The following is a 6,581-nucleotide window of genomic DNA, read 5'->3' as shown; positions in this document are numbered from 1 at the left end:
CCTCCTCCCACCCTTCTGGAAGGCCATCGGCCCGGCCCTGCCCCCGGGCGCCGGCACCTGGTCGACCCGCTCGATCGCCTACTTCGAGAACAACGCCATGACCACGCCACTCCTGGTACTGGCGGCATGGGCAGTGGTGGGAGCCGCGATCACGATGGCGGCAGCCGCAACCCGCCGCAAGGCGCCGTAACGCACACGGGGAGCCGCACCCGCGCAGCACGGAAGGGCGCCGTACCGCGCACCCGCACCCCGCACGGAAGGGTGCCGCACCCCGCACCCCGCACCCCGCACACGACGCACCCGCACCCGCACCCGCGTACGCACGGAAGGGGACGTGCCGGGGGGGTGTCCGCAGCGGTTGGCGCGTCAACGGACAGTCAGCCGGYGTCCGASCCCATCGCGCYGTTCCGAGGACGGACACCCCCGGCGCGKCCCCGMCCCACCACCCGGCGTCACGCGCTACGCGCACCCCCACCGAAGCAGCCACAGGCCGCCGCAGGCACCCCCGCTCCACCGCGGGAGGCAAACGCGAAAGTCCCGCCCCTCACACAAGGGGCGGGACTTCACAAACCCAGAACCAGACCTCAGCCGATCTCGGTCCCGGTAGCCGACAGCGCCTCCGTCACAGGCTGGAAGAACGTCTCCCCACCGGACGTGCAGTCACCACTACCCCCGGACGTCAGCCCGATCGCGTTGCTGCCCGAGAAGAGCGAGCCACCGCTGTCACCGGGCTCCGCGCACACGTCGGTCTGGATCAGACCGTTCACGATGTCGCCGTTGCCGTAGTTCACGGTGGCGTCCAGCCCCGTGACCTTCCCGTCGTGCACCTGCGTCGTCGAACCGCTCCGCGTGACCTCCATGCCGACCGTCGCCGCGGCGGCACCCGTGATCTTCTGCGTCGAGCCGTTGTAGAGGTTCACCTCACTCGGGTGAGCCACCTCCGCGGTGTACTTGACCAGCCCGTAGTCGTCACCCGGGAAGCTGGAGTCCGCGTTGGTGCCGATCTCCTTGCCGCTGGAGTCCGACCACGTCGAGATGCCCTCGGTGCAGTGCCCGGCGGTCAGGAAGAACGGCTCGCCGCCCTTGACCACGTTGAAGCCGAGCGAGCAGCGGCCACTGCCGCCGGTGATCGCGTCGCCACCGGCGATGAAGGGCTTGTACTCGCCCTTCGTCCGCTTGAGTTCGGCCTTCGCCCCGAGCCCGTCGACGACCTTCGTCAGCTTCGCCCACTCGGCCTTGGACACCGTACGGTCGGCGGTGACGACGATCTTGTTGGTCGTCGGGTCGGTCACCCAGGAGGTGCCCGGAATCGTCGCGTCCTGCTTCAGCGTGCCGCGGGCGCTCTTCAGTTCGGCGAGAGAGTTCGCCACGACTCTCGCCTTGGCTCCGGCCTTCTCGACGGCCTCGGCCGCGGCCTCGTCGAGCACGTTCACCACGAGGCTCTTGCTCTTCGTGTCGTAGTACGTGCCCGCCGCGTCGGCGCCGAGGTCCTCGGCCAGCGTCGAGGCGAGCTTTCCAGCCGCCGTGACCGACAGGGTCCGGGGCGCGGAGGCCTCCGGGGTCTCGCTGGCGTTCGCAGTCTGGAAGGTGACTCCCGCGGCGACCAGTGCGGCGATGCCCGCACCTGCCACGGCTGCACGCCGCTTGGGTATGCGTCGGTGCTTCAACTCACGTCCTCCTGTGGGGGGTCGGCCCGAGAGGTTGTGGGGACCTCGCGAACCGGAAGGCTTTGTTGACGAGCGCCCACTATTCCGAGGACAACGGGGAGCACACAAGGTCGAGTTCAGGACGCGCGTAGATTACGGAACGCACGCCCCCTCATTTTGACCGCTCACGGTCAAATCGGGCCCAACTCACGCCCGCTTCACGCACGTTCACACTGCAAACACTACGCGCGAGTAACGTGTGCCCACGCTGTGAGGTCTGGCCGTGGCCGAAAATCGCCTGCCCGGCCGGCCCACGGCAACCCCGCCAAAACTCGCGCCAATCCCACCAAAAAGGAGAAGCCCCCGCACGCAGTGCGTGCGGGGGCACAGAAACTCAGCCTGCTGCCGACCGGGACCGGCCGGCCTAGTACACGCTGACCCCGTAGGCGCTCAGGGCCTCCGTGACGGGCTGGAAGAACGTCGTACCACCGGAGGAGCAGTTACCGCTGCCGCCGGAGGTCAGACCGTAGGCGACACCGTTGCTGCCGTAGAGCGAACCGCCGGAGTCACCGGGCTCGGCGCAGACGGTGGTCTGGATCAGGCCGGAGACGATGTCCCCGCCGCCGTAGTTGACGGTGGCGTTGAGGGCGGTGACACGGCCGCTGTGCGTACCGGTCGTGGAGCCGTCACGGATGACGGTGGTGCCCACGCTCGGCGTGGCCGCGCGCGTGATGTCCACGCCGTTCGCGGTGCCGGGACGGCTGACGGAGCCGCTGTAGCGGACGAGGCCGTAGTCGTTGCCCGGGAAGCTGGAGCCGGCGGTCGAGCCGATGACCGTGGTGCGGCCGGAGTTGGAGTACCAGGTGCCCGCGCCGTCGGTGCAGTGACCGGCGGTCAGGAAGTACTCGGTGCCGTTGCTGGCACGGACGTTGAAGCCGAGGGAGCAGCGCCAGCTACTCGCATAGATGGCGTCGCCGCCCTGGATCAGCTTGTTGAACTTGCCGGGGGTGCGCTTGATCGTGAGCGCGTCGGCGTTGGCGCCGGCCTGCTGCTTGATCTTCGCTATCTCGGCCTGGCTGACCGTGCTGTCGACGGTCAGGAGCACGCGGTTGGTCTTGCTGTCGACGGCCCAGGCGGTGCCCGGGATGTCGGCCTTCAGCAGCGAGCTGCTGGCGCTCTTGAGCTCGGTGGCGCTGAAGGTGGCCGGGGTGTCGGACGCGTTCGCGCTGGGGATCGCGATCGCGGCGGCGGCGACGAGGCCGGTGGAAACGGCGATCAGCCGGGTCCGTCTCGAAATGCCGCTGCGGGGGGTGGTGCGCTTGATCCTCACTTTTCGTTCCTCCACAAAGGAAGTAGGGGGCCCTCGTGGGGTTTCGGGCCCGTGAGGCGCAGTCCGGGACCGGCTTGTTCGGATTCCGAACCCGCCGTGCCCCTGACAAGCGCTGGGGGGAGTATTCGGCCGAACGGCCGGTAGGCGCAAGAGGGCCTTTCGGCCGTGGCCTTTCGAACGCCCCGTCATGAGCCGCGAAAGGGCGGGAGAACGCGCCCGGCGGCAGCAGTGTGCGAGGGATACGAGGCGGGTCAGCCGCCTCAGGGGCAGCAGCAGTCGCACCCGTCGCAGTCGCAATCCCGGCAGCAGCCTTCACGCTTCTTCCGGGACCACGGCCCCTCGTACTCCTTGGCACAGCACAGCTTGCAGGTGCAGCACAGCAGCCAGAACATCCCGCAGCCGGCCCAGAACCCGCGCCGGCCACGGGGCGGCTGGGGCACCGGCGCGCCACCACCGAAACCACCACCGCCGAACCCTCCTCCCCCACCGGCGTACGGGTTCCCGCCACCGCCCGCGTACGGGTTCCGCCCAGAGCCGTCCGACCCCTGCGCGTACGGACCCTGAGGCGGCTGCTGCCCGTACGGCCCGCCCTGGTGTGACGCGCACAGCGGCACCGTGCCGAACGCCCGGTCCACCGAGCGCCGCAGTTCGTGCACGAGCAGCAGATGCACGAGCTTCGCGTCGGTGAACTCGGCCTCGCGCAGCGCGAGCCGCACCCCGTGCACCGCGTCGTCGGCGAGCCGCCGGGCCTCCGCGAGGGAGGTGCCGGTCGCGGCGATCGGATTCCAGGCGCCTGACGCGGCGTCAGCGTTCAGATCCTCCACGGTGTCCAGCAGGTGGGCCAGCCGTCCGAAGAGCCGTCCGGCCTCGGCGAGCGGTCCGGCGTTGTGCGGCCGGCCGGCGAGGACCGCCGTGTGCGCGAAGGCGGCGGCGGTCGCGGTCTCGGTCGGTTCGGTGACCGCCAGGATCGGCGTGCCGGGCCCGGCGAGCGCCTCGATGCCGCCCTGCCGGTCCACGGCATCGACCAGGAGGGCCGTGTCGAACCCGACGGCGGAGCCGGTGCGCGCCCCGGCGCGGTCCCAGCCCGCGGCGACCCGGCGTGCGGCGCGCGCGACCGGCGCGCGGGCCAGCAGTCCGTCGCCGTCGGCGACGTGGTCGCGCACCTTGGCGGAGGCGAGCACCAGCGACACGGCCGCCGCGAGCCGCGCTCCCTCACCGTGCGCGACGGACGCGGTGCGCATCCCGCGCAGCGGACACGGCCCCGCCGTACGCCGCCCCACACCACTCGACGTGCCGGGCGTCCGCTCCACCTGAGCCTCCGTCAACACGGAGACCAGAAGCCCGTCATAGTTCGTGACGATGCGCGCGAGCTGACCGTGGTCTCCGCGCAGCGCGAGACACAGCCCACACAAATGCGCCATCCACTGGGCCATGAGGCTCTCACCGAGCCGGTGCCGACAGGGCCTGACCATTCCGAACACGACGTCCCCCCGCTCTCCGCACGACGTTTGGCGCCGCATGGTATCGGCCATCGGGTTCACTCGTACGCACCGCTCATCACCCGTACGCCGCGAAGAATCATATTTCACTCACAGTCAGCAGCCGTTTACGGCAAGACCCTTGGGAAACACGGACTCTCGACGGATTCGCTGTGCACCAGTACCGTCACAAACCCCCCGTGCGGCGTCTATCCACTTGGCGCGCCATCCGCATCATGGACGACCATAGGGATGCGGAAAGCAAGAAAGACCGCTGTGAGAGGAGGCGTCCATGGGATCGGTACGCAAGGCAAGTGCCTGGCTTGGCCTCGTCGACGACAACGAAGACGAGCGTTACTACGACGACGACTACTCCGACGGGACCGAGCCCGGGGAGGCCTGGGTCACCGATCCGCGCGTCAAGGTGGCCTCGGACGTCGCCGAGGAGAAGGGCCGCCGCATCGGCACGGTGACCCCGGACAGCTTCCGGGACGCGCGCGCCATCGGCGAGCTGTTCCGCGAGGGCGTGCCGGTCATCATGAACCTCACGGCCATGGACGCCGCCGACGCCAAGCGCGTGGTCGACTTCGCGGCCGGGCTGATCTTCGGCCTGCGCGGTTCGATCGAGCGGGTGTCGACCCGCGTGTTCCTGCTGACCCCCGCCAACACGGAGATCGTCAACGGCGACCCGGCCGGACACCGTACGGACGGCTTCTTCAACCAGAGCTGAGGCAGGGCCGCTCACCGGCCCTGCCCCTGCGCAGGGTGTACCGGACGGGGTCTACCGGAAGGCGTCGAGTCCGGTGAGCGCCTTGCCCAGCACGAGCTGGTGCATCTCGACGGTGCCCTCGTAGGTGAGCACCGACTCGAGGTTGGTCGCGTGCCGCATGACGGGGTATTCGAGCGAGATCCCGTTGGCGCCGAGAATGGTGCGGGCCGTGCGGCAGATCTCGATCGCTTCTCGTACGTTGTTGAGCTTGCCGAAGCTGACCTGCTCGGGACGCAGGCGGCCGGCGTCCATACGCCGCCCCAGATGATGGGCGAGCAGAATTCCCTTGTGCAGTTCGACCGCCATGTCGGCGAGTTTGGCCTGGGTGAGCTGGAAGCCCCCGATGGGCCGCCCGAACTGCTCCCGCGACTTCGCGTAGTCGACCGCGGCCTCGAAACAACTGCGGGCCGCGCCCATGGCCCCCCAGACGATTCCGTACCGGGCGTGCGACAGACAGCTGAGCGGCCCGCGCAGTCCGGTGACCTCCGGCAGTACGGCGTCGACGGGCAGCCGTACGTCGTCGAGGACGAGCTCACTGGTGACGGAGGCCCTGAGGGACCACTTGTGCTTGATCTCCGGGGCGGAGAACCCACCGCTGCCGGTCGGCACCACGAACCCCCGGATCCCGTCCTCGGTCTGCGCCCACACGACGGCGACGTCGGCGACCGACCCGTTGGTGATCCACATCTTGCGGCCGTTGAGGACCCAGTCGGTGCCGTCGCGCTTGGCGTACGTCCGCATGGCGGCCGGGTCGGATCCGTGGTCGGGCTCGGTCAGCCCGAAGCACCCGATGACCTCGCCGGAAGCCATCCGGGGCAGCCACTGCTGCTTCTGCGCCTCGCTGCCGAAGCGGTGGATGGCGTACATGGCGAGGGAGCCCTGCACGGAGACGAGGGACCGGATCCCGGAGTCGGCGGCCTCCAGCTCCAGACAGGCGAGCCCGTACTGCACGGCGGACGCCCCGGCGCACCCGTACCCCTCCAGGGACATCCCGAGGGCACCGATGCTCCCCAGCTCCCGAGCGAGCTCCCGGATCCCCGGCAGCTCCCCCTGCTCGTACCACTCGGCGACATACGGCAGCACCCGGTCCGCGGCCCAGTCCCGCACGGTGTTCCTGATCCCGAGGTCCTCCGGCTCCAGGAGGTCGTCGAGGCCGAGGGGATCGGCGGGGTCGAAGGGAGGAAGCTTGGACGACTCGGACATGCGGACACCCTCCGAAGCTCTTTAACTAGCACCGCTAGCCAAGACGCTACGACCTCCACCCACCCACGCACTACCCATAGCTGCCAACTGGAAGGTGGAGTCCGCCAGTGAGGGGCCAGACCCCCGGACCCCCGACCACCGCAAGCCGCCGACGG

The 6,581-nt window shown here is 69.8% G+C and carries 5 protein-coding genes and 1 pseudogene; 2 read left to right on the top strand and 4 right to left on the bottom strand.

Annotation, left to right across the window (positions count from 1 at the left end; translation table 11 throughout):
* A pseudogene (locus CA983_RS39010) lies at nt 1–190 on the top strand (DUF3533 domain-containing protein); the annotation flags it as partial.
* A 394-nt stretch (nt 191–584) separates the two neighbouring features.
* Here the strand turns inward: CA983_RS39010 and CA983_RS39005 are convergent.
* From CA983_RS39005 to CA983_RS38995, 3 genes are all read right to left on the bottom strand, one after another.
* On the bottom strand, nt 585–1,667 hold the full coding sequence (locus CA983_RS39005; protein ID WP_086605440.1) for a S1 family peptidase: 1,083 nt from the start codon (nt 1,665–1,667) through the stop codon (nt 585–587).
* Nucleotides 1,668–2,070: 403 nt separating this feature from the next.
* Nucleotides 2,071–2,976 carry a S1 family peptidase gene (locus CA983_RS39000; RefSeq protein WP_086605439.1) on the bottom strand — a complete coding sequence of 302 codons (906 nt, stop codon included), beginning with the start codon at nt 2,974–2,976 and terminating at the stop codon, nt 2,071–2,073.
* Nucleotides 2,977–3,236: 260 nt separating this feature from the next.
* Nucleotides 3,237–4,457, bottom strand: coding sequence for a DUF5685 family protein (locus CA983_RS38995; protein WP_208637133.1), 1,221 nt, complete (start codon nt 4,455–4,457; stop codon nt 3,237–3,239).
* 289 nt (nt 4,458–4,746) lie between these two features.
* On the opposite strand from CA983_RS38995, the gene CA983_RS38990 reads away from it, so the two are divergent.
* Nucleotides 4,747–5,184: a cell division protein SepF gene (locus CA983_RS38990; protein ID WP_086605438.1), complete on the top strand. Its 438-nt coding sequence runs from the start codon at nt 4,747–4,749 to the stop codon at nt 5,182–5,184.
* Between the two features lie 51 nt (nt 5,185–5,235).
* Here the strand turns inward: CA983_RS38990 and CA983_RS38985 are convergent, their stop codons facing one another.
* The gene (locus tag CA983_RS38985) at nt 5,236–6,426 is read right to left on the bottom strand and encodes an acyl-CoA dehydrogenase family protein (RefSeq protein ID WP_086605437.1); all 1,191 of its coding nucleotides are present in this window, start codon (nt 6,424–6,426) and stop codon (nt 5,236–5,238) included.
* Nucleotides 6,427–6,581: the final 155 nt, after the last annotated feature.

It is taken from the genome of Streptomyces swartbergensis, assembly GCF_002148965.1.
GTDB classification, from domain to species: domain Bacteria; phylum Actinomycetota; class Actinomycetes; order Streptomycetales; family Streptomycetaceae; genus Streptomyces; species Streptomyces swartbergensis.
The sequence above is the reverse complement of the archived record's forward strand: the minus strand, read 5'-3'. Positions and strand labels throughout refer to the sequence as shown.